The 23,550-nt window shown below is 53.5% G+C and carries 20 protein-coding genes; 14 read left to right on the top strand and 6 right to left on the bottom strand.

Annotated features, from left to right (window positions below; genetic code table 11):
* Positions 1 to 5 precede the first annotated feature (5 nt).
* The 6 genes from AC27N8_RS31940 to AC27N8_RS31915 are packed head-to-tail and all read left to right on the top strand — an operon-like array spanning position 6 to position 8,736.
* A complete protein-coding gene (locus tag AC27N8_RS31940) occupies positions 6 to 2,750 on the top strand; it encodes an oligosaccharide flippase family protein (RefSeq protein WP_487073148.1) in 2,745 nt (914 codons plus the stop codon).
* Positions 2,751 to 2,788: 38 nt separating this feature from the next.
* On the top strand, positions 2,789 to 3,874 hold the full coding sequence (locus tag AC27N8_RS31935) for a glycosyltransferase family 4 protein (protein WP_487073146.1): 1,086 nt from the start codon (positions 2,789 to 2,791) through the stop codon (positions 3,872 to 3,874).
* A complete protein-coding gene (locus tag AC27N8_RS31930) occupies positions 3,838 to 4,554 on the top strand; it encodes a class I SAM-dependent methyltransferase (RefSeq protein WP_487073144.1) in 717 nt (238 codons plus the stop codon). Before AC27N8_RS31935 ends, AC27N8_RS31930 begins: the two co-directional genes overlap by 37 nt.
* Positions 4,555 to 4,599: 45 nt before the next feature.
* A complete protein-coding gene (locus AC27N8_RS31925) occupies positions 4,600 to 5,601 on the top strand; it encodes a dTDP-glucose 4,6-dehydratase (protein ID WP_487073142.1) in 1,002 nt (333 codons plus the stop codon).
* Positions 5,601 to 6,551 carry an NAD-dependent epimerase/dehydratase family protein gene (locus AC27N8_RS31920; protein WP_487073140.1) on the top strand — a complete coding sequence of 317 codons (951 nt, stop codon included), beginning with the start codon at positions 5,601 to 5,603 and terminating at the stop codon, positions 6,549 to 6,551. The genes AC27N8_RS31925 and AC27N8_RS31920 overlap by 1 nt, the downstream gene beginning before the upstream one ends.
* The gene (locus tag AC27N8_RS31915) at positions 6,544 to 8,736 is read left to right on the top strand and encodes a D-glucuronyl C5-epimerase family protein (RefSeq protein ID WP_487073138.1); all 2,193 of its coding nucleotides are present in this window, start codon (positions 6,544 to 6,546) and stop codon (positions 8,734 to 8,736) included. Before AC27N8_RS31920 ends, AC27N8_RS31915 begins: the two co-directional genes overlap by 8 nt.
* A 110-nt stretch (positions 8,737 to 8,846) precedes the next feature.
* Here the strand turns inward: AC27N8_RS31915 and AC27N8_RS31910 are convergent, their stop codons facing one another.
* From AC27N8_RS31910 to AC27N8_RS31895, 4 genes are all read right to left on the bottom strand, one after another.
* Positions 8,847 to 9,182: a hypothetical protein gene (locus AC27N8_RS31910; RefSeq protein ID WP_487073137.1), complete on the bottom strand. Its 336-nt coding sequence runs from the start codon at positions 9,180 to 9,182 to the stop codon at positions 8,847 to 8,849.
* A gap of 50 nt (positions 9,183 to 9,232) precedes the next feature.
* Positions 9,233 to 10,603 carry a cystathionine beta-synthase gene (locus AC27N8_RS31905; RefSeq protein WP_487074784.1) on the bottom strand — a complete coding sequence of 457 codons (1,371 nt, stop codon included), beginning with the start codon at positions 10,601 to 10,603 and terminating at the stop codon, positions 9,233 to 9,235.
* Positions 10,604 to 10,795: 192 nt separating this feature from the next.
* Positions 10,796 to 11,803 (bottom strand): LacI family DNA-binding transcriptional regulator, encoded by a 1,008-nt coding sequence (locus tag AC27N8_RS31900; RefSeq protein ID WP_487073135.1) that lies wholly within the window; start codon positions 11,801 to 11,803, stop codon positions 10,796 to 10,798.
* Positions 11,804 to 12,170: 367 nt separating this feature from the next.
* Positions 12,171 to 13,178 (bottom strand): SIS domain-containing protein, encoded by a 1,008-nt coding sequence (locus AC27N8_RS31895; protein ID WP_487073133.1) that lies wholly within the window; start codon positions 13,176 to 13,178, stop codon positions 12,171 to 12,173.
* Positions 13,179 to 13,328: 150 nt separating this feature from the next.
* Here AC27N8_RS31895 and pdxR point away from each other — a divergent pair, with 150 nt between their 5' ends.
* The 3 genes from pdxR (at position 13,329) to AC27N8_RS31880 (ending at position 16,649) form a co-directional block, all read left to right on the top strand.
* A complete protein-coding gene (pdxR, locus tag AC27N8_RS31890; RefSeq protein ID WP_487073131.1) occupies positions 13,329 to 14,837 on the top strand; it encodes a MocR-like pyridoxine biosynthesis transcription factor PdxR in 1,509 nt (502 codons plus the stop codon).
* 97 nt (positions 14,838 to 14,934) lie between these two features.
* Positions 14,935 to 15,498 (top strand): TetR/AcrR family transcriptional regulator, encoded by a 564-nt coding sequence (locus AC27N8_RS31885; RefSeq protein ID WP_487073129.1) that lies wholly within the window; start codon positions 14,935 to 14,937, stop codon positions 15,496 to 15,498.
* 212 nt (positions 15,499 to 15,710) lie between these two features.
* On the top strand, positions 15,711 to 16,649 hold the full coding sequence (locus AC27N8_RS31880) for an NADP-dependent oxidoreductase (protein ID WP_487073127.1): 939 nt from the start codon (positions 15,711 to 15,713) through the stop codon (positions 16,647 to 16,649).
* A gap of 51 nt (positions 16,650 to 16,700) precedes the next feature.
* Here the strand turns inward: AC27N8_RS31880 and AC27N8_RS31875 are convergent, their stop codons facing one another.
* Together AC27N8_RS31875 and AC27N8_RS31870 are read right to left on the bottom strand one after the other, a co-directional pair.
* Positions 16,701 to 17,399, bottom strand: a complete 699-nt coding sequence (locus tag AC27N8_RS31875; RefSeq protein ID WP_487073125.1) for a VIT1/CCC1 transporter family protein — start codon at positions 17,397 to 17,399, stop codon at positions 16,701 to 16,703.
* A gap of 98 nt (positions 17,400 to 17,497) precedes the next feature.
* The gene (locus tag AC27N8_RS31870; protein WP_487073123.1) at positions 17,498 to 17,770 is read right to left on the bottom strand and encodes a hypothetical protein; all 273 of its coding nucleotides are present in this window, start codon (positions 17,768 to 17,770) and stop codon (positions 17,498 to 17,500) included.
* Between the two features lie 176 nt (positions 17,771 to 17,946).
* Here AC27N8_RS31870 and AC27N8_RS31865 point away from each other — a divergent pair, with 176 nt between their 5' ends.
* From AC27N8_RS31865 to AC27N8_RS31845, 5 genes are all read left to right on the top strand, one after another.
* The gene (locus AC27N8_RS31865; RefSeq protein ID WP_487073121.1) at positions 17,947 to 18,636 is read left to right on the top strand and encodes an HAD family hydrolase; all 690 of its coding nucleotides are present in this window, start codon (positions 17,947 to 17,949) and stop codon (positions 18,634 to 18,636) included.
* Between the two features lie 118 nt (positions 18,637 to 18,754).
* A complete protein-coding gene (locus tag AC27N8_RS31860; RefSeq protein ID WP_487073119.1) occupies positions 18,755 to 19,246 on the top strand; it encodes a M67 family metallopeptidase in 492 nt (163 codons plus the stop codon).
* Between the two features lie 190 nt (positions 19,247 to 19,436).
* A complete protein-coding gene (locus tag AC27N8_RS31855) occupies positions 19,437 to 20,468 on the top strand; it encodes a hypothetical protein (RefSeq protein WP_487073117.1) in 1,032 nt (343 codons plus the stop codon).
* Positions 20,469 to 20,660: 192 nt separating this feature from the next.
* A complete protein-coding gene (locus tag AC27N8_RS31850; RefSeq protein WP_487073115.1) occupies positions 20,661 to 21,968 on the top strand; it encodes a zinc ribbon domain-containing protein in 1,308 nt (435 codons plus the stop codon).
* 30 nt (positions 21,969 to 21,998) lie between these two features.
* Positions 21,999 to 23,528 carry a spermidine synthase gene (locus AC27N8_RS31845; protein WP_487073113.1) on the top strand — a complete coding sequence of 510 codons (1,530 nt, stop codon included), beginning with the start codon at positions 21,999 to 22,001 and terminating at the stop codon, positions 23,526 to 23,528.
* Positions 23,529 to 23,550: the final 22 nt, after the last annotated feature.

Raw genomic sequence — 23,550 nt, 5'->3', positions numbered from 1 at the left:
TGGATATGTCAGAAAAGCAAAGCCGGGTCACGACAAAAGAGAGACCCATCCGCGTTGAAAGCGCAGAGAAGTCTATTGCGGACCTCCTCAAATTCGTCAAGGATGCGGGAGTGTACGCAATTTCGTCGATCGTCACGCCGTTCATTTCGCTCCTGCTGGCACCATTTTTGACACATACGCTCTCGACATCCGATTATGGCCTCCTCACGCTACTGAATACGCTGATTAGCTTAACAGCAGGCATCACGCAACTCGGCATGGGAGCAGCTTTCTTTCGCGCCTATAACTATGACTATACAAGCCAGCAAGAAAAACAGAAAGTGCTCTCCACCGTAACCGTCTTACTCCTGAGCGCCTCCCTGCTGACAGTCATCGGAGCGACGGTACTGGCTCCATTCCTGGCACGTCAGCTGCTCGGAGACGCCTCGCGCAGCAACTTGATCATAGTTGCAGGAGGGATCATCTGCGTACAAAACCTTACTGTCCCCGGCTTCGCCTGGCTGCGGGCCGAGAGTCGCGCCCTCTACTATACAGTCCTCTCGATCAGCAATATGCTGATCACGCTACTCGCCAATCTGCTGCTCGTGGGTCTCTGGCAGCACGGAATTGCTGGTGCATTGCTGGCAACAGGCATTGGCTATAGCAGTATTGTGCTTTGTACACTTCCAATCATCATGCATCGTGTAGGGATACGCATACGCGGCGACATCGCACGTAATGTACTTGGATTTGGTCTCCCCCTGATCCTCAACGTCGTCTCTTATTGGGTCCTGCAGCTCTCCGACCGCTATCTGCTCAGCCGTTTAAGCTCACTGACCGAGACGGCAAAATATGCGGTCGCCTATACGCTGGGAACTGTGATTACGGTCATTATCATGGGTCCATTCACGCTGGCCTGGCCCAAAGCCATGTTCTCGATTGCCCGACGGAAAGATGCCGTCCATATCTTTCGGCTCGTTTTCCGTTGGTTCGGCCTACTCCTCTTGCTTAGCGCCTTCAGCTTTTCATACGTGGGAGTATTGATCCTGCACTGGTTTTTTCCAGTCGCCTATTCCTCGGTAGCCATTGTCATCCCGATCGTAGCCACTTCGATCGTCTTTTATGGCATCTTCCACCTCTTCATGATCGGTGCCAATCTCAAGCGCAAAACATGGATCAATGGAGTGTTTACGACGCTGGCCGCAACGGTCAATTTCGTCCTGAACCTCTGGCTCATTCCTACCTATGGAGCTAGCGGAGCCGCTATTTCTACCCTGATTGCATATATGGTATTGGCACTGGTTGCCTATCTCATGAACCAGAAGCTCTATCCGATCACATTCGAAATGGGACGCTTTCTCCTGGCGCTCCTGATCGGCGCACTGCTTTATCTGGGAGGTAGTATGCTTGTCCGGCAGCAAGGAAATGTTCTCACCCTGCTCATCTACGGGGGAGGCATCACACTCTATACGCTCCTACTGCTGAGCCTGGGTAGTTATCCAGCGAAAAAGCACCGTGGCCGATATCAGATGGGCACAACGCTTACCGGTACCTTTGATCGTATACGCTCACCACTCGATGATCCGTACGACCGTCGACCACAGATAGACCTCCGGGCACACGTCGTGATGCATATTCGCGGAGCCGTACGGGCCGATATGAGGGTGTTACGCGAAGCCACTGCGCTCGTTCAGGCAGGCTTTCTCGTTTCCATTATAGATGTTGAGCATAATACGAGCTACCCGCCGACCGAAGAGAGATCAGGCATCCATATCCATCATCTCTGTACCAGACAGATAGGCCTGAGGAGTGCATTTAAAATACGTCTGTTCCTGCGTAGTATCTATCAATTGCTGATCCTGGATGCCGATGCATATCATGCCCATGATATGTCAGCGCTGCCAGCATGCTATATCGCGGCACGCTTGCGTCACAGAGCACTGATTTTCGATGCTCATGAGCTCCCACTGTCAAACATTTCTGTGCACTGGAGCCATTTCCGTCCCCTCCTTACCGGCTTGCTGACACACATCCTGCCACGCTGTACGGCAGTGATCACGGTCTCTCAGCCAATTGGACAAGAACTCCTCAGGCGCTATCACACGCCAGAGATCTCACTTGTGCGCAATTTTCCTGAGTATCAAGCTGTCGCGCAAAGTAACCGCTTGCGACAACGACTCGAACTGGGGTCCGAAACGAAGATAGTCCTCTATCAAGGCAATATCCAGGCCGATCGGAGCCTGGAGACGTTGATAGCTGCGGCTCCATTTTTGAGACCGGGGACGGTGATTGTTCTAATGGGGTGGGCAGACAAGACTATACGCAAACAGCTAGAGGATCTGATAACGCATACACAGGTGGCTGAGCGTATCAAGTTTTTGCCGCCCGTACCCTACGAGGAGCTGTTGCAGTGGACCGCTTCGGCGGATATCGGGCTGATACTCTTTTCTCCCGCTTATTCCCCGAGTATTCGCTGGTGCCTGCCTAATAAGCTGTTTGAATATCTTATGGCTGGCCTGCCCATTCTGGCTTCTCCGCTCGATGCCGTTGAGGCGATCATCAAGCAATACGATGTCGGGCATGTTGTCAGTTCGCTCGATCCAGCAGAGGTTGGGACCGCCATCGAGGCCATGCTGGCCGACAAGGTGGCACTCGAACTGATGCACGAGAATGCGCTGGCCGCCGCAAAAAAGGATCTTTGTTGGGGGAAAGAGCGCACACACGTTATTCAGCTCTACAAAAGGATCTTTGAATTGGATAAAGTATGGTAAAGTATTTGGCCGCAGTATAATACATCTTAGGAGATAAAATGCGTATTCTATCTGTCCATAACATCAATAATATCGCCGGAACCTATGCCAGCGAATTCTCGCGCCGAGGCCATACGACAACTCTCTATGAGCCCGATCTGCGTGGAGCAGGCGCTGCGCTCCCCATCAAGCTATCCTTAATGCCGTGGCGGGTCCTGACAATGGCTCGCACCACAGCTCAATTTCGTCGTGAGTATTTTGATCTCGTGCATATCCACTGGGCCAGCTATGGCATATTCAGTACCTTGAGCGAGATCCCGGTCGTCATCCACTGCCACGGCTCCGACGTACGCGAGCGCCTGGAGCAGCCTTTCTTTCGCACTATGCTCACGCCAACCCTGCTGCGCGCCGACGCGGTGTTATGTATCACGCCTGATCTGCTGCCAGTAGTACGCAGTATCCGTCCCGATGCCTGTTTCTCGCCCGCCCCGCTCGATACAGAACATTTTGTTCCCGACTGGATCGGAGATGGAGACTATATGCGTCCCTGGACAATACTTCTCTTCGCACGCCTTGATCCGCAAAAAGGCTCAAGTACGGCGCTGGCGGGGATAGACAAATTCATGCAGCGTCATACAGATATTCGCGTACGACTCCTCGACTGGGGACCGTTAAAAGAACACTATAAACAGCAGTACCAACAGCGCTACGAGTTTGTGCCGCTCATGCCAGCGGGAGAGGTCCAGAAGCTGATCGCTGCATCGGATGTCATCGTCGGCCAGTTCGCCTTGGGAGCCCTGGGACTCTCAGAGCTCCAGGCCATGAGTTGCACGAAACCTGTCATCTGCTCGTTCCGCTATGGAAACGCGTATCCCCAGCCGCCCCCAATCTGTCAGGCGCAGACCGCCGACGAGATTGATGCCCAGCTCGAATATCTTTTTCAGCATCCAGAAGCAGCCCGAGCACTGGGCGAGCGAGCCAGGAAATGGGTACTCACCTATCATGGCAGTAGTCAGCTTTCAGAAAATCTCGAAGAACTTTATTCCACATTACTCACCAGCAACAGCCGCTTCCGACACGGGCGTAAAGAAAGGATAAATGGCAGGCGATGCAAAAGCCAATCGACAGAGAAATCGCTCGTTTAGAGATCGAATATACACAGCGTGCCTCGAACAAACGCTACGTTGAACGGTACAGCTATTTCAACGCCACTACCCTGCTCCATCTGCACAATCTGGAGCGGCATCTCTTAGCGCTGCTAAAAAAGCACCACTCGACAGAGCTACGGACGGCAAAGATCCTCGACGTCGGATGCGGGAGCGGAGGATATCTACGCAGCTTCCTCAATTATGGGGCGCAGCCGGAGAATTTATCAGGGATCGATTTGATGGCCGCTCGTATTACACAGGCAAAGCACCTGCATCCAGGCATCGATTGGCGCAGCGGCAGCGCCCATGAGCTCCCCTATCCCAGCGCAAGCTTCGATCTGGTAATGAGCTTTGTCGTATTCAGCTCTATTCTGGACCCATCGTTACGCCAGCTGATCGCCGCTGAGATGTGGCGCGTGCGCAAGCCCGGTGGTCTGTTGCTGCTCTATGACTTCATCTACTCGAATCCAAAGAATACAGCCGTACAAGGGATGAGTGTACGCCACATCCAGCAACTCTTTGCTGGCTCAGGAGTGCACTTCGACATCCATCGCATAACGCTGGCCCCTCCGCTGGCGCGTCTCATCGTGCCGCACTCTTACTGGCTCGCCGAGACGTTACAGCAATTTAAAATATTCAATACCCACGCGCTTATTCTCATCAGTAGCGACGATTAGCCAGACAAAACAGGTACGATCAACAAGAAGAAAGAGGTAATCATTATGCTTGCAGAGCATCAAACACTTACAGGAAAACGGGTACTTGTCACGGGTGGAGCAGGTTTCATCGGGAGCCATCTGGTTGAACAGCTGATCGCGGAAGAGGTCGCAGAAATTATCGTGGTCGACAATCTTTTTCTGGGCACGCCCGAAAATCTGACGACGGCCTATCAACTCATGCCCGAGATCAAGCTCCTTATCCTCGACGCATCCCGAGAGGATGATTTGCTGCAAGCCTTCTCACAGGCGGGCAAAATAGATGTGGTCTTTGATCTGGCCGTGATCCCTCTACCAACCTCGCTGGAGAGGCCTCAATTTTGCTTTAATACCAATGTCCAGATCACCTCAAATCTCTGCGAGCTGTTGCGCAAGGGATATTTTCAGACCCTGGTCCATTTTTCTTCCTCGGAAGCCTATGGCTCTGCCTTAATGAGAAAAATGAACGAATCTCATCCACTTGAACCGCTGACCCCCTATGCCGCCAGTAAGGCTGCCAGCGACCATCTTGTACGTACCTATGCCGCCGCCTTTAACGTGGATGCGCTGATTGTACGCCCGTTCAATAATTATGGCCCGCGTCAGAACGATCAACAGTATGCTGGCGTGATCCCGATGTTGCTCAAAAGTGCCTTTAACGGCAGTATCTTTACGCTCTTCGGGGATGGTCGACAAAGCCGCGATTATATCTACGTAACAGACACGGTCCGGGCGGCCATGGAGCTCTATAAATTCGCCGGGGCGCATGGACAAATCACCAATGTAGGCAGCGGCACAGAGATCAGCATCCTCGACCTCAAAACAAAAATCGAGCATATCCTGGGCCATCCCATCCTGATACAACATCTGGAGGAGCGACCCGGCGATGTTCGACGTCATTGCGCTGATATTATGAAGCTACAGACTCTGACCGGCTTCGAGCCTCGCGTCTCGCTTGATCAAGGCCTGCAACAAACGATCGATTTTTATCGTCAACGCTCCCAGACGATACAGATGGGCGTACAATAATGCGTATCTTAGTCACGGGAGCCGCGGGCTTTATCGGTCGCAACGCTCTGCTGGCCTTCCCGGCGACATGGCAGATCGTCGCCTTATATCGACCTGGCACGGCCGATTTTCTCACGTTCTTGCAGAGTCATGAGCTCACACACGTCCAGGCAATCGCCTGCGACCTCACAAGCGAGCAGCAGGTCAGGCAAGTCATGGAGCAGAACGGAGGCGATTTCGATACCTGTCTGGCACTCGCCAGTAACACATCCATTCCCTACTCAATCGAGCAGCCTATCCAGGATCTGATGACCAATGTGGTTGGACTCTTGCATATCCTTGATGCCTGCACATGCAAGCATCTCGTCTATCTCTCGTCGGGAGCGGTCTATCTGGGTGCCAGCGGAGCAGTGGGTCCGCACACAGCGCTAGAGCCCTGCCTCCCCTATGCGATCTCCAAGCTGGCCGCCGAGCACTACATCCGGGCATACGTTCAGCAGCAGCGCGGATTGGAAGCGGCCACCATCGTCCGCTTCTTCGGCGCATATGGGCCTTATGAGCCTGCGCGCAAGCTCTATACCAGATTGGTGCAACGCTTTGCCTTTGAGCGCAATCCCCACTTTACGCTCACGGGCGATGGCGCGAATTATATCGATGCGATGTACGTCGATGACGCCATGCAGGCTCTGCTGAGAGTTATCACCTATGCGCCTCCCGCCGCAGTGCGCTGCATAGATCTGGGCGTGGGAGGCCGCGAAAGCGTGAAGCAGGTCACCACACGAGCCGCTCATCTCTTCGGGCTGGAGCCGCAGATTCATTGTCAGGGGAGCAGCGCCGAATATATAGAATTCACCATCGACCCACAATCCTTTGCATCCTACTATCAATTCACCCCCTCGATCCCACTCGAAGCGGGTCTAACGCATCTCGCCGCTCATCTTGCTCACGAGGAAGGAAACGTCCATGGCTGACATGCAGGTGGATTTGCTCCCTTATCCGATCGATATGCTCCCGTTTCTGATGCATCCTGTAGGATTGGATACCCTCAACGTCTCCAGCCGAGCAGGAGGAAAAAATGTCCTGGACAATCATCCCGAGCACGTGGCACAGCGCGCTCTGGTCCATTGGAATGCCTATGGTAGCTATGGGATGGCGGCCGATAAAGATCTTTTCCTGCGGCAAGCTTTCTGGCTGCTGGCTCATGAGTCTCTCTTCGCCAATGGCACAGGTGGATGGCTCATTGCATGGCAGAAGACATCCTATGCGCCTCGTCACCTCATCCTATCTGCGCTGGTACAGGGCACCTGCATCTCCGTGCTGATACGAGCCTATCAGTTGACAGGACAGGCTATCTTTCAACAAGCAGCCTGGCGAGCTATCGGCACGCTGGCACATGATATCCTGGACGGTGGCATCAATACGCCAGTGGGCGAAAATGGTCTCTTTTTCGAGGAGATCGGAGCTTATCCAGCGACCCATGCGTTGAATGGATGTATCTTCGCCCTCTTCGGTTTATATGACTACCTGGCCATCACGAGCGATAGTACCGTCGATGATTTGATCACGCGTGGCCTGACTGGCTTGCATATTCTGATCGATGCGTTTGATACCGGCTATTGGACATATACGGATCTTCTGCATAAGCGTCTGGCCTCGCGGGACCAGCATAGGGCACATATCCGGCTCTTCGAAGCCCTCGCCCGCTATACCAGATACGAGCAGTACGAAACGCTGGCGGCGTGCTGGACAAAATATAAATATAGCTATCGCTATCCACTGAGAAACAATCTCATCGGACAGTACGAACACATCCTGCAAACTGTCCTGCGCAACCTGATCCTCGACACGACACGGACAATGCGACAGCCTGTATTGATCCCCATTCAAGCATTTCCAATTCCGGGCGGCATGCGCAGCGTACTGGCTGGCATGGTTGGTGCGATGGAGAAACAGTGGCAACTGACCTATCTGACAGCTATGCAAGGACGCAAGTCAGCAGGATTAGCGATCGAGTCATTTGGCATCGGGACAGTGACCGCTCCCTGGCAGTTTCCTAACGTCTGGTGCTACGTGCTGGCCGGCGGATATAAACTGTTCCGCTTACTGCTAAGCCGTCCCGATGTCCAACTGATCCTGCCACAGGATGGACTGTATAGTGCCGCGTTTTCCGTCGTGATAGGCAAGCTGATGGGCATACGTGTCGTTTGCATGGATCACGGTAGCGTCACCTGTCTGGCAAGCCCGGCCTTTCGCAACGAACGGATGCAGGCATTGGCAACGTATAACAAGCCTCAACGCATGATCGCTCGCCTACGCTACGCCTGCTACTGGTCATCCCTACAACTCCTGGCGCGGCTGGCCACGCAGGGAGCCGATCATTTTCTCATTGCCGGCGACGAAGTGGAAATGGTGTATCGCCAATATCTGGGCGTCCACAGCAGCCGCATCACACGCTACGCCTATACGGTCGATGCCACCCTCTTCACGCCTCCCACAGCAGAGGTCAGAGTCAAGCAGCGTCGGACACAGGGAATCGCCGAAGATACAATTGTGATCACGCTGATTAATCGTCTGGCTCCCGAGAAAGGTCTGAGTTTCGCGGTCGAAGGTATCGCCTGGATGCTGGCTCAACTCCCCGCGGAGATTTATCAGCGCGTGCGCGTCCTGATCGCTGGCGATGGACCTCTACGCTCTCAGGTCGAGGCCGAGATTAAAGGCTATGGATTGGAGGAGGTATGCATCTTATGGGGAGAAGCCCATCCATCCGATGTCGTCACGCTGCTGGCAAGCACAGACATCTTCCTCTATAGCGGCACGCGGGGCACAAATTACTCGATGGCAGTACTCGAAGCTATGGCCGCCGGATGCGCCGTCATAGCTTCGACCACTCCTCTGTCAAACACGCGGCTGCTGGCAGAAGGGCGTGGATTGGCAATCCCGCCCGCTAACGCTCAGGCCATCGGGACAGCACTGCTCCATCTGTGCAGCAATCCGCCGCTTTGCCGCCAGATGGGACAATCCGCTCGCACGTATGTCGAGAGATATCATAGCGCCGCCATGTTGCAGCGTACGCTCTCACGCATATCCCCCTTTATACCGGTACCCTGCAAGGTAGCAGCGTCGGCTGGGCCACGCCGACCAGAAGCTCGTACGTGACGCTCCCCAGAGCACATCCTCTGGCATGCCTCGCCGAGCCGATGGCTGGTCTGATCGTTCGTCGAGTGGTCGGCGTGGCCCAGCCGACGCCGCTACTACTCGGTCAACGGTCATCGCGCCGATGCGGTATCGGTGATGTGTGTCCAAAACAGCTCCAGAAGGCGATGGGGTGTGAGGCTCACCGACGTAGCGGCGCGGCTCCGCCGTGCTGTCTGTGACTCGTCCGACCACGCTCCCCATGGGGTTCCATTGCGGGATCTTCCCACCGTGGATCGTCTCGTCTGCGTTGCTTTCAGATGCACATGGGACGTGTTCGTGCGGGACGTGACAGCACGGCGGAGCAGCGCCGCTACGTCGGCGAGCCTGAGCGCCTGGTTCAAGGGGCCATCCTCCTTTGCCACGCCACGTCCTTCTGTGTTTTGACAGAGCACTACGTCGGTGAGCATTGACGCCTCATGCCAAATGATCATCCGCCTTCGCAGGACCATGTCCTCGATTACGCGTGGCGCTGATGAGCCCAGAATTCGAGCAGGTCACTTTTGGTGACGATGCCTTCGAGCGTGTTGCCGTGCATGACTGCGACGGCGGTACTATCGCTCAGGAGGGCATAGGCATCCTTGGTGGGGGTGTCGGTCTCGAGGATCGGAAAGGGCACTCCCTGGATCTCTCCGACGGCACAGGTGTCCAACGGTTCGCCGCTGGCGAGTCGTCGCAGGAGAAGATCTTCGGTCAAGCTGCCGATCATCTGTCCATCTTCCATCACAGGCGTCTGGCTGATACCGTAGCGACGCAGCAGCTCGACAGCGTCGGCGACGGAGTCGGTGGGGTGCACGCTGACCACCAGGGGCATGCTGCGCGTGTGCGTGCGCCGATAGGTTAAGACGTCGTAGAGGGTCGGTTGATCGCTCCCGGCCTGAACCAGCAGATCGTTCTCACGCATCCAGGTCTCGTTGAACTGCTTGCTGAGATATCCTCGACCAGTATCGGGGAGGAGGATCACTACGATGTCGTTCGAAGATAGCCGCTTGGCATAGGTCAGACCGGCTGCGATGGCGGTACCAGCCGAGCCTCCTGTCAGGATGCCTTCTTCTCGCGCCAGGCGCAGCGACCAATTGAACGATGTCCGATCATCAACGCGGATAACCTCGTCGACAACGGATGGATCATAGTTCTTGGGGAACATATCCATGCCGATGCCCTCGATCTTGTAGGGTTTGGGCGTGTCCCCTGAGTAGACAGAGCCAGCAGGATCTGCTCCGATGATCTTGATCTGCGGGTTGACCTCTTTTAGATAGCGTCCGGTGCCGGTGATGGTTCCTCCGGTACCGATGCCTGCCACGAAAGCGGTCACACGTCCAGCGGTGTCACGCCAGATCTCGGGACCGGTCGAGGCATAGTGCGAGGCGGGATTGGCTGTGTTGGAATATTGATCGGGACAACAGGCACCTGGGATCTCTTCAGCAAGTCGGTAGGCGACGTTTTTGTAGTAATCAGGTGAGTCGTGATTGGCGCTCGCCGGACAAATGACGACCTCCGCACCATACGCACGCAATAAACTACGCTTCTCTTCACTCGCTTTGTCCGTCATGACAAAAATACAGTGATATCCTTTGATCGCAGCCGCGATGGCCAGACCATGTCCTGTATTTCCGCTGGTTGGCTCAACGATCGTACCACCAGGCCGTAACAAGCCATCTCTCTCACATTGTGCGATCAGGTTGGGACCAATACGATCCTTGACGCTTCCACCGGGATTCATCATTTCCATCTTGACCAGGACTAACGGTGGAACGTCATTGGCAATACGGTTGAGTCGCACAAGAGGCGTATTTCCGATTGCATCAATGATAGTGGGGAAAAATTTCACTTCTCCCATCGCAGGTTCTGTTGTTTCTTTCACGTCGATCTGCCTCTTTGAGGTGTAATTCCTGACGAGTACGATACTGACTATCCATGGTTCTATCTCAAATTTGTTTTTCGTCAGGTACTGGCATATATAAACACATAATCGCGTCCGATTATCGCCATCAGTATAGCACAACCACCCCTACGCACAAAATCACTTGATCGCGATGGGCCGTGCGGTCGATTGGCGGACGAGGAGCGATGGCGGCAGCAGAATCGACGATTGGTAATCGCTGTCCCTTTCGATCTGATGAAGCAGCAGCTCGGTGGCTTCTTTGGCAAGCTGATACTTGGGAATCGCGATCGATGTCAGGGGCGGGCTGAGATGAGCGCTGACGGCGATATCATCAAGGCCGATGATCGAGAGGTCCTGCGGGACAGATAAGCCTGCGTCACGAGCGGCTTCCAGTGCTCCAATCGCCATCCAGTCGGTGGTCGCGAAGATGGCGGTCGGACGGTCGGGGCAGGCGAGCAGTTTCTGCGCGGCGATGTTACCGCTTTCGAGGGTGGAGTGTCCTTGCTGGATCATGTCGCCAGAGAGCACAATCTGCTCTTCCTGCAAGGCTTCACGAAAGCCTTCGAGGCGCAGTGTCTGCTGCGGCTCGTCGACGATAATACCGATGCGTCGATGTCCAAGTCCTAAGAGATGCTGCGCCGCCAGCTTGCCCGCGTAACGAAAGTCAACGTGCACCTGCGGGATGGTGGATGACGATTCATTTTCTTGCCAATCGCAGAGCACTGTCGGAAGGCCACTACGAAATTGACGCTCAACATCGGCGATATCCATGCTGGAGCCCATCACAATGATGCCGTCGACCCAGCGACTCACCAGACGGTCGAGATGCTGCCGCCCCAATCCACTGTCATAATGGGTGTTGCAGAGGAGCATTTGATAGTCGTGCGCATGGGCGATGCGCTCGATTTCTTCTGCGATTTCAGGATAAAAAGGATTGGCAATGGTCGGTAGGAGAAATCCCAGCGTCGATGTCTTCCCTTTTGCCAATCCACGCGCCAGGACGTTCGGACGATATCCCATCTCTTGCGCACATTTGAGAATACGAGCTCGCGTTGCCTCACTGACATTGCCTCTCGCAGCTAGCGCATTTGCAACTGTGGTCTGTGTCACACCGACCGCTTTTGCAATGTCATAAATTGTCGCCATGCGATCCTTCCAGGAAAAACCACTTTTTCTACCGCTGTTTTAGGAGAATACCACTACCATATGATAGTGGTATTCTAGCAGGAATTTTCTGGAGATGGAAGAGCCAACTTCGACCAGTGTCGAGCGCAGCGAGGACACCGTAGCGTCGGACGCTTGCGTACGATGTCCACTCGACGTACGATCAGGCACGCCAGCGTGGTGCCCCGAGATCCTGCTGTCTCTTACGAGAAACTGGGATATCCACTCGACGTACGATCAGGCATGCCAGCGTGGTGCCCCGAGATCCTACTGTCTCTTACGAGAAACTGGGACATCGTACGCAAGCGTCCGACGCTACAATGTCTTCGCTGCGCTCGACATCTTTCTGTTACAATACGATTGTGTCGATGATGGTTCTCCATGGCTCAAGCTCACGATGCATCTGATCTGGATTGCTCCCCTTGATCCGGGCCAGTTCGGCGGTCAGGCGCTGCAAGGGGACAATCGTCACGAGTGGGCGCACCAGGGGATGGATCTCTGGAAACCAGAGGTCTTCATCCTGATCGCCGCAGGTCAGGGCTGCGATACCGAGCGTCTGCAAAGCTCGGCGCAGGGCCTGGGTGCGCTGACCGTCATCGCCCGCTGGCGTGATGGTGATAGCTCCCATATCAGCGCGAAAGACTGCCGGTGGACCGTGTAAAGCATTCTCAGTCTCCATGCCCTCGGCCCAGGTATAGGTTCCTTCTTTGAACTTTAACGCCGCTTCAGATGCCGTGATCGCATCGCGTCCGACGCCTGTCAGCAGGAGCGGATCGCAAGGCACCAGACGCTGTGCCAACGCGATGGGGGCTGGTTGCGCCAATATCTGCTCGATGTAGTCGGGGACGCGCTCAATCTCCGCACTCAGTTGAGTACCGGCAGGCCCAACTATCTGCGCGACCAGTTGCGCCAACGCGGCAAGTGCTGTGGTGTAGGAGACTGTGTGCGTGCTGGATGTCTCTCCCGCACAGGTACGAATAACATAATCAGCCTCCTGAGCAGGCGCATCAATGCCGGTAATGATCACCGTCGTCGCCCCCTGCTGACGCGCTCGGGCCAGCGCCATGCCAGGAAAAGTCTTCGAGCCGCGATGACTGACAATGATCACTTGATCACGGGCCGAGATCGGCATCGCCAGGGCAAGGTCGTGCGCGTTGAGCACCAGCGGACGCAGTTGGCCGCCACTCAGTTCAACCAGCCAGCTGGCTGCGACGCGACAGGCGTGCAATGAAGTACCAATTCCGGCAAATATTAATGGTCGTGCGGCGTCGAGAGCGGGCGTCTGCACACGTTTTAATACATCCCGTATCGCTGCCGGCTGCGAGGCGATTTGCGTGTCGAGAGCAAATTCCGTCATGATGATTCCTCCTTATGAGTAGATGTAACTAACATCTGTATGCCAAAGTATAGAGATATCATACCCTCAAAGCGGTCTTGTAGGTAGCACCATTTTTCGCTATGATAAGCATACCATTTTAGCAGACAAGCATCAGCCCAGGAGACATCATTGAAAAAAACAGCAAGTGCCACGTTACTCGCAATCATGCTCGATCATCAGTCCACGCAACCGCTCTACCGCCAGCTCTATGACACCATGCGTCGGGATATTCTAAGCAATCAACTGGCAGCCGGGACACGCCTGCCGTCGACACGCACCTTTGCCCATACGCTCGGCATCTCGCGCTCGACCGTCGTCGTCGCCTTTGAGCAACTGCTCTATGAAGGCTATCTGCGCGGCAAAGTTGGCAGCGGCACCTACGTCAATGATGTCTTGCCAGATGAATTTCTCTCTCTGCCAACTCCAGATCCGGCACCGGACAGGAAGACAACGCCAGATGTACGGCCGCGCGATCAATATCTCTCCGAGCGAGGCAAGATCATCGCACAGTCGGTCGTGGCTCCGCGACAGGATTGGCGGCAGAAGATCCTGCAACAAGCCTTTCAACCGGGCATCCCGGCCCTGAATGAATTTCCATTCAAGCTCTGGTCGCAACTCACCAATAGACACTGGCAACGGAACAATCCAGCCAACTTCGGCTACACAGATCCTGCAGGCTTCCGTCCACTGCGGCGCGAAATCGCCGATTATCTCCAGGCAGCTCGTGGCGTCCGCTGTCGCGAGGAACAGATCATCATAACATCGGGATCGCAGCAAGCCATCAACCTCGCCGCCCAGATCCTGATCGATCCTGGAGACGATGTCTGGATCGAAGATCCGGGCTATCTGGGTGCCCGAGGTGCCTTGCTCAGCAGCGGGGCACAGCTCGTCCCCCTGGCCGTCGATGCAGAGGGCATCGATATCAAACAAGGCATACAGAGCAGTCCTCAGGCACGCCTGATCTATGTCACACCATCGCATCAATTTCCATCGGGCGTCACCATGAGTCTGTCACGACGGCTGGCGCTGCTGCGTTGGGCTGATCAGGCGGCGGCCTGGATTCTTGAGGATGACTATGATGGCGAATATCGCTATATGGGACACCCATTGGCTTCATTACAGGGATTAGATCAAGCCAATCGCGTCATCTATATTGGCACCTTCAGCAAAGTCCTGTTCCCCGGCTTGCGTCTGGGTTATCTGGTCTCGCCCCCCGAACTGGTCGATGCCTTTACCGCCGCCCGAGCCGCCTCAGATCGACAGTCGCCCACGCTCGATCAACTCGTCCTGACCGACTTCATACGCGAAGAGCACTTTGCTCGTCACGTCCGCCGCATGCGTTCGCTCTACGCCGAGCGTCAGAGCATCCTGCTGGATGCCATCCATACAGAGCTGGAGGGCGTCCTCGACGCACAACCCGACGAAGCGGGCATGCATCTCATCGCCGATTTACCAACCGCGTACGATGACCAATCCGTTACAAAGCTAGCTGCCAGGCAGAATGTCTTCGTCACGCCCGTCTCCAAATACTATATCAAGTCCACACCACGCAACGCCTTGCTTCTCGGCTACACGGCCTTCAATGAGCAGGAGATAAGATCCGGCATCCAGACATTGGCACAGCTATTTGAGCCCTGATTTATTAGAAGACTTTAAGCCATCACACTTGACATGTTGCTAAATATAGCATATATTTGGAATGAAGGTTCATTCCAAATAAAAAGCAGGCTATGTGATGAGCAGTAAACGTGACCAGATCATTCTGGCGACGCGCGATCTTGTTTTCGAGCAGGGATTGCAAGACGTGGCCATGTCCCAGATTGCGCAGCGGGCGCAGGTTGGGATGGGGACCATCTATAATTATTTCCCCAGCAAAGAAGACCTCGTGTTTTGCCTGTTCAGCGAGATAAAAGCCAACATGAGTCTGTATGTCCTGGAAGGCTATGACGCAACACAGCCAGTGGTTGACCGGGTTTTATGTTTGCTCAACAGCCTTATTCGGTACAGCATTCAGCATCCGCGCGAATTTCTCCTCACAAATCAACTGACGCAGATTCCTTTTATCCAGGAACGAGCCAAAAGTGAGAAGGTGCCAGCGCTGATCGTGGCTTTTAATCAAGTGATGATCGACGCCCAACAGCAGCACCTGCTCAAAGCAATGCCGCTCGACGTGATGTCAGTGTTGCTCTTTGGAGCGACAAATACGCTGGTCGAAGCACATATGAGGCAGCAAATTCACCTGGATCAAGCTACTATTGAGCAAGTGACGTCGGCCTGCTGGGATGCCGTTAAACGCTAATTTTTTTTGCCTGACATTTGGAATGAATGCTCACTCCAATCTCGGATTGAAGGCAGGGAAAGAAATCCTTTATGCAGGGCATTTAATATCACTGTCACGACGGCCAAGTCGGTCTTCGTCATCGGCTGTCTTTGAGGGATGGAACGTGCAGCGGTGCAGATCACCGTTGACCAGGAGAAAAATGTACAACGAATTTGAAATGGAGAAATGAGATGTCACCACATATAAGCAGAGCCGTAATTATGGATTCGTTCGGTGGGATTGAAAAACTAGACCTGCGTGAGGTCGCTGAGCCACATGCCCAAGCGGGACAAATCAGGGTCCACGTGGTTGCTGCTGGTTTGAACCCGATGGATTGGATCATGACTGCAAATGATACAGCCGGTGCCAGGTTCGGCCTGAGTCTGCCAACCGGTTTTGGCTCTGACTACGCGGGAATAGTGGACGAGGTCGGCACCGGAGTGACCGGGTTCGCCATCGGCGAACGCGTATTTGGCAGCGCCATCTCGCGGTCCGTCGCGGGCTATGTGATTATCAATCCTGAAAAATCTATATCTCCAGGCGATGAGGTACATCATACGCCAGACGGTCTTGATGACATCACCGCCTCGACGCTCAGCATCGCGGCGAGGACGGCTTCAGCTGCGTTGGCCGTGCTCAAACTCAAGCAGGGCGACACCATCCTGATTGGCGGGGCAGCCGGAGGGGTGGGTATCTTCGCAATCCAACTCGCTCGCCTGGCCGGGGCAAACGTCATCGGCACCGGCTCCGCATCATCGTTTGACTACTTACGAGGCCTTGGTGCCGAACCGGTAACCTATGGTGCGGGCCTGGCCGAACGAGTACAAGCCCTTGCCCCCGATGGCATTAACGCCGCAACCGATTTATACGGATCAGAGACGGTAGAAGCTGCGCGTAAGCTCGGCGTACCAGATACCCATATCTCCGTTATCGCAGCTCAAATCCCAGGGATAAGAGGAGTTTCTGGCATCGAGGCCGTCTCAGGTACCCTTGAATACATTGCCGAACTGGTTGCTACGGGCAAGCTCCAGGTCCCCATTGCGGCGGCCTACCCGATAGAACAAATCCGCACGGCAGCCGAGTTTCAGTCCAGCCGTCATGCCCATGGCAAGGTTGTCATCAAGCTCTAAAAGTGGGCTTGACGACGACCCTGGTCGTGTAGGGAGGGAACTCTTACAGCTTCACCTGGAGATAAAACGTGCGATCACAAAGGCGGCAGCGGCAGCGAGTCCACCAATCAGCGCCGTTTGCAGAGCACTCCTGAAGGGCCTTGTGCCCGTAAAACGCCCTTTGATATATCCAAAGATCAGCAAGGCCAGCAATGTCGCCACCACTGAGAAGAGAAGTGCCGTATTGACAGGCGAGAGAAAGAAGTAGGGACTTAAGGGGATTAAGCCTCCCACAATGTAGGATGCCGCGATGGTAAGCGCACTGGTAAGTGCACGCCTGGGATCTGGCTTCTCAAGCCCCAGTTCGAAACGCATCATAAAATCGATCCAGGCCTCGGGACGCTGGCTGAGCGCTTTTACAATGGGAGCACTTTCCGCCGCGCTCAGGCCATAGGAGGTAAATACATCGGCCACCTCAGCTTTCTCATCTTCGGTCTTCTCTGTGACCTCTTGCTGCTCGCGCAGACGCTCGCTGGCATAATGCTCGGCATCACTGCGTGCCGCCAGATAGCCTCCAAGTCCCATAGCGATCGAACCCGCTGCAACCTCTGCCAGGCCAGCCGTGATGATAATGGTGGTCGAGCTGACAGCACCTGAAAGGCCAGCTGCCAGTGCAAAGGGAACCGTTAAACCATCCGACATACCAATTACGATGTCTCGGACAGTTTCTCCGGCCGTAAAATGTCGCTCAATATGTGGCGTCTGTGGCATAACACTACCTTCTCGTTTCTGCTGAGCACTGATCTGAGGGCTCCAAATAAGGTCCACTCAAATATCTCTGAGAGTGTACCACATCGCCTGATAGGTACCTAATCCTGCTCCACGTCTACCTCAAAGCCCTTCGACTTCAAGGCAGCCGCCAGACCAAACAGACGCGCATCACCCTGCACAGTCCATAGCAACTCGTCCTGCTTCAGCAGAGTATCCGCCTTGTGCCAGACACATTCATAGTTCCCCTTCCACTGCCGATGCTGCACGCGTCCCTGATATTGCCAGGGATTCGCCATCGGTCGGCGATTGTTAAAGCCATAGCCCAAGCCTTCAACGCTCCCAAAATCTTTGCTGCGAAAAACAACCTTCATGTCTTATTCTCAACTCCCCAATCATATCTGTTGCCTGTAGTATACCTCGTAACGTCGCACGCTTGCGTACAACGTTACAAGGATCGTCGAATTTTGCGCAAGAACGTGTTCATGGCATATACTGGCTTATAGTGTCTGATACGCTAGAATACAACACGTTCATAAGAGGATAGTACATGCCTAAACTCGTTTTTTGGATCGATGTCGATAATACCTTGCTCGACAACGATCGCATCAAGGATGCCCAGAGCGCTGCACTTCTGACAGAGATTGGTCCCACCCTCTGCCAGCGCTATTGGGATTTGTATGAAAAGGTACGCAGCAAGCAGGGCGTGGTGGATATTCCTCTTGCGCTGAGCACTTTGCGCGAACGTACGTCGTTGGATGAGATGGATGATCTCACCTTTCAGCATGTGCAGTCACTGTTCGATAACTTTCCTTTTCAGGAATTTCTCTATCCGCATGTGCTGGAGACGCTCCAGTACCTGGATGGGATCGGCACGCCGGTAATCGTTTCTGATGGCGACAAAAATTATCAGGCAGAGAAGATTTTCAATAGCGGGATCTCTCAGGCCGTTGAGGGACGCGTTCTGCTCTATATCCATAAGCAAGAGCAGCTCGATGAGATTGAAAAACTCTATCCGGCTGATCACTGGGCAATCATCGATGACAAGCCTCAGATTCTCGTGGATGTTAAAAGGCTTAAGGGAGAGAGCATCACTACCGTGTTTGTCAATCAGGGCAAATATGCACGCGCAGGCTTTCCCGGATCGTTCGTGCCCGATATCACACTCGAGCAGATCGGGGATGCACGCCATGTTAGCGTCGATGAATTCCTGAAACCCGGGAAAGCCTCAAACGAATAGACTTGCAGAGGAATCACGTTCGTTCACTTGCGTCCGCGCCACTCCAGACGCGCCGGGATAGTGCACAGCGACATAACAGTGATTCCTCCACTCAATTCCTATGCCAAAAGGATGATGCATGAAATATCCGCATAATCAGCACCTCGCATTGAGCCAAGCCGCACAACAAACCATCTTAGAAGACATCACGCAACGCTGGCAGATAGAAGCCTGTGGCGTCCTGCTGGGGACCATCGATCAAGATGGTCACTGGAATGTCGAAGAGGCACATCCTCTCACCAACAGCGCCAACTCGCCGGTCTACTTCGAATTTGAGCCGGTCGAACTCCTTGAGGTCGAGCTCAACCATCCAGACCAGATTATTGGCGTCTATCATAGCCATCCGACAGGTTTCCCGCGAGCCAGTCAGACCGATCGAGACAATATGCAGCGCGTCAATCGACAACAAAATATCCCCTGGGCCTGGCTGATTGTCAGCGGCCCCTTCGACGCGAAATTTCGTCAAGAGGCTCAAGGAGGACTCACCTCAGCACCATTGATTGCCTACCATCACTTCAGCAGCGACGGCCTCCAACACATACCCATCTGCCTGCACCCCCAAACCAAATAGAATCGTACGCTTGCAATTCGCCTGATCATAATATATCCAATACATTTCGCATGAAGATGTGTATAATTTAACCATTTAAAATTCTTCCTCTTCGCTTTATGGTTTACCTGTCAACTTTCAAGAGCAAAAATCGTCTTATCTAACAAGTGCTCTATAATTGTCATATCAGCCTGAACAGCCTGTAATCTGTTTGGCTGACTTTTATGCAGAAAAAAAATTTGAAATGTATGAAAATTCGCGGGAATCCAGAATAGGTCATGCTAAAAAGATGGCTGACTCTCAGAAGGATTCTTCTCAAAGACGAGGCAGAGAAAGCAAGCGCCCAACACTTGATGCACTTAAAGAGGCTTCTAGGCGTCATCAGCAATGGGAACAGATGCGCGATCCTACAAAGGTAACATATTTCTCGGATTTTATGGATGACGACAGCAACAGTCATGCAAAACCTACCCGGCCTGAACATGTTCAAAGCAATGGAGTTTATAGTTATAAAGAGCAGTCTCCGCGCTACAGGGATATTTTATCTGACCCTTCTTATTCTGTTCCCTCTCTGGCTCAAGAGACGATTAAAGGGGTCTTCACATCAGCAAGGGAGGGGCTCGCAGCTACCGCTGCACGCTCTTATCTAGAACCTATTTCTCACATCACCGATGCGCACGTGCGTATCCCCAAACGCCCATGGACGTATGAGCCAGCATTGCAAGGTTTCAGAAATTGGAGTAAGAAAGATCTCATTAAAAGAGCCGATGAGGTGATGAGAGATGAAAAATTAGAGGATCCGCGCTTTCGTGCTGTTCGCGAAGTTAAGCCAGCCAACATTGAATATAATTGCCATAGCTATGTCTTTACTGATGGCAAAGGCGGATGGCTGACAAATGCAAACGCACGCACGATCCTCGAGCATAATGGCTATAAGCAGGTTGCCAGCTATCACGGTGAAGAATACCTGCATGTAAAAAATTTGAACATAAAAAAAGGTGACGTTGTTGCTTATTATAACTGGCCGGGACAATTGGACCCCCCACATACAGGTGTTGTTTCAGGAATAAAAGGGAATCAAATCTTTGTCACGAGCAAATGGGGGATCTTCGGAGTAAATGAACACCCAATTGATGTTATTCCAAAGGAATATCCCAAATTCTGGGCGATCTGTATGATAGATCGCCCTGGTGGACGCTTACTTTACCCCGACACATCATCGGAGTCAGTTGGAAACCAGTAACATCTGAGCATGCAATTATGCCTGGGCTATAGCAAAAATGGTTAGTTTTGGATAAAAAATCTGGTCTCACCCCCACAAATACGCTATAATAGCCTGCACACATAAAATCTAGTCCAGTCAGATAAGCTTTAGACTCACTTCTTTCATGGTTGGAGGATAAAGCTACCTCAGAGAAGCGGAGATCAACTGACGATGAGTTGTCCTGAATGTGGTCACGAAGCACCAGCAGGGTTTGAATTCTGTGGGCATTGTGGAAGTCGCTTAAGGCCCTCCTCCCCCAATGTGGCGGACGGAGATCAACTGGCATTTCCACAAGCAATACCATCACAATTTCAAGTCATGCGCGGTCTCCCCCATACGACAACGCCACAGCCTGCTCAATCTCCTCAAGCCCCAATCGCCTCTGGACCTGACAATCTCGTCCGCACAACGGCCTCTCTCAATGCGTCCACGCCAGCAGATCAGCAGGTCAGCACGAGCAATCCACCACCTCCTGTGGCGGGCTTTTACCAGGATGCCACAGACGCAATCATGATGCCTCCAATCAGTAGCGGACCACTGCTACGCTCAGGACAACTTTCTCCTCAGCCATCCTATGGCTTTCCAGGACCAACTATCGCCGGTCATCAGCCTTTTCGCTCCGATGATCCTTACGCGCCAACCTCCGTTTCGCATCCACCCAGCCATGCACTCCCGGCCGCTCCGCCACCCATTAGCAATCCAGCTTATAGCTATCCACCCATCAGTCAGCCGCTCTATGTCCCACCGTCAAATGGCCGCTATTATCAGGGAGCGCCGTCCAGACCATCGCAGAAGAACCAGACACAAAACACTACGCCGCTTATCATCAGCATCTGCCTGGTGGTACTGGTGATTATCATCATCAGCGCAGCCATTATCTATCAGGGCAGCCAACCCAAAAACTCACAGACCGACGGCATTAACGTCACAGGCACAACCACGGTCACGCATGCGGGCGGGATTGAAACTCCTCCCACCCACACCTCAAATGCAGCGCTGACACCGACACCGGTCCCTGACGCAGGCTTTATCTGGTGTGGCCTTGAATGCATCCCCAGCGGCTTCATGGATGAATACCCAAATGGCTGGCAAATGAGTGCGCTCACAAGCACCATCGGTATCCAATTTATCAATCCTATGCAGACCGACCAGGTAGCACTGCTTAAACGGCAGGATAATCCAACGGCTGCCGCCGACGCGATCCTGCTGAGTGAACTACAGAGCAGTTATGGGACACAGCCAGGCTATCAAGCCCCCAATCCTCCGAGCGGCCAGGCTGTCACAATTGGAGGTGAAACATGGTCATCCTCCTCAATTGTCTACCTGGGAAGTACCCAACAAATAGAGCAAGTCACGGCGTATGTCACCGTCCACCAGGGGAAAGCTTTTATTTTGGAAGTACAATCGGCACAAGCGCAATTTGCACAAGTTAGTACTGCGTACTACAATATAATGATTGGTAAGTTCCAATTTACGTAAACGAACAAGCTTCACTAATCGGAGAAAACGTTGAAATATTTCCTGAGCGGACTCGTGTTCGTCAGTGGCATGACAAGTTTAGCCCTGGAGATGTGCGCATCACGTCTCCTGGGAGCCTACTTTGGGACCTCGCTCTTTATCTGGGGCAGCTTGATAGGACTGATTCTTCTCTATTTGATGATCGGTTACTTTGTAGGAGGTCGGCTGGCTGATCGCTATCCACAGCCACGCGTACTTTGCGGCATTACAGCCATCGCAGCTTTATCGATTATAGTGATCCCTTTTGTCTGCAAAGGCATTCTGGCCGGATCAGTCACGGGACTCGAACAGGTCTCTGTCAGCCTTTTTGCTGGCTCGCTGGTTGGCACCTTGCTACTCTTTGCGATTCCAGTGACGCTGCTCGGACTCGTCTCGCCCTTTGCCATCCGCATCATCACACGCGAAGTCAAGGAGAGTGGGCGCATCAGCGGCTCGCTGTATGCTATTTCGACGGTTGGGAGCATCCTGGGAGCATTTCTACCTGTCCTCTGGTTCATCCCAACCTGGGGCGTGAGGCGCTCTTTGATTATCTTTGGTGTGCTCCTGTTAGCATCCTCGTTATGGGGCTTTGTGCCAAAGCAGCGACCGGTCTTAGCGCTTCCGCTGGCGGTTTTGATTATCCCGATGGTTTTTGTACTGGTCGTGCCATTGGGTCCGCTCAAAACGATCCCGAATCTGATCTATGATCAAGAATCGCTCTATAACTATATCCAGGTCACCAAAAGCAATGATGGCACCCGCGAATTAGTGCTCAATGAGGGCGATGCAGTCCACTCTATCTACAATCCCAACAGCACCAGCGTCCTGACCAGCTGGTATTGGGATTATTTTCTGGCAGCGCCCTATTTCAATGCAGGTTTTACCCCCGATCAACTGCAACGAGTCGGGATTATAGGGCTGGCCGGTGGAACGTCGGCGAGCCAATTCACGCAGGTCTATCACAATGTCCAGATCGACGGAGCGGAGATCGATCCAGCGATTGTCTCGGTGGCACGCAAGTATTTCAATATGAATGAGCCAAACCTGAACGTGTATAATCAAGATGGGCGTACTTTCCTTGCGGCTTCCAAACACACCTATGGACTGATTGCCGTCGACGCGTATCAGCAACCATATATTCCATTCCAGTTTACAACTAAAGAATTTTTCGCGCAGGTGCGCAGCCATCTCAGCTCCACCGGAGTCGTAGCGATCAACACAGGACACACAAACAACGATTATCGTCTGGTACAGGCCTTTGTAAACACATTAAGCACCGTCTTTCCAAGCGTCTATACATTTAATGTACCGGGGACCATCAACACGGAGATCGTAGCCACGGTCCAACCGACATCGCTTGGCACGTTCCAGAAACAGATGGGCCAATTCGCACCCGACTCAACGATGGGTCTACTCGCCAGTGAAGTCCTCCCAGTAGCCACGCGTGCTCGCCCCGACGGCGGTTTAATCTTTACGGACAACGAAGCCCCAATCGAACAGATCACGGATCAACTCCTGATTGACTACATTGTGCATTCGTGACGATTGACAGTCAGCAGATTTT

This window comes from Dictyobacter sp. Z7_2 (assembly GCF_057551105.1).
This window is presented reverse-complemented; position numbering and strand designations above follow the sequence as displayed.